The organism is Xanthomonas cissicola, assembly GCF_008801575.1.
Classification (GTDB): Bacteria; Pseudomonadota; Gammaproteobacteria; order Xanthomonadales; family Xanthomonadaceae; genus Xanthomonas; species Xanthomonas cissicola.
Window position 1 is genome coordinate 1 of record NZ_VZPL01000240.1, and the last position, 485, is coordinate 485.

At 55.7% G+C, this 485-nt stretch carries 2 pseudogenes; one reads left to right on the top strand and one right to left on the bottom strand.

Going from position 1 to position 485, the window contains the following annotated elements:
- Positions 1 to 253: pseudogene (locus F7R02_RS25850) on the top strand (integrase core domain-containing protein); the annotation flags it as partial.
- A 126-nt stretch (positions 254 to 379) separates the two neighbouring features.
- On the opposite strand, the pseudogene F7R02_RS25855 reads toward F7R02_RS25850, so the two are convergent.
- Positions 380 to 485, bottom strand: a pseudogene (locus tag F7R02_RS25855) (IS5/IS1182 family transposase); the annotation flags it as partial.

Consider the following 485-nt stretch of genomic DNA (forward strand, 5'->3'; position numbering starts at 1 on the left):
TGGCGTCGCACTACAGTACATCCAGCCGGGAAAGCCAAATCAGAATGCCTTCATTGAGCGCTTCAATCGTACGTTCCGCGAGGAAGTGCTCGACCTGAATCTCTTCGCCTGCCTCGACGAGGTGCGCGAAGCCGCCCACTGGTGGATGATCGACTACAACCAAGCAAGATCCCATGATTCGCTCGGCGGAATGACCCCGGTCGAGTACCGCAACAAGTACGCCGAAAGCTCTACTTTTAAAGTGCCTGCTTGACGGGGGAGCTTAGGAAGGTCTGAATAACGAGGCCTGAGAGTGCGGGATGTCGCGTCGTTCCGAAGAGTGGCGTTTGAATCTTTGGAATTTCGCCATTTCTGGCGCTTTCCGTGGGAATTTCCTGGTTTACAGGCGCACGCTCCCCATAGCCGGCAGCAACTGCTTTCGCTTCATCCACAGATTGGAGAGCGCAAACAAGGTCAGCACGTGTGCGGTGTTTTTGGCCAGGCCG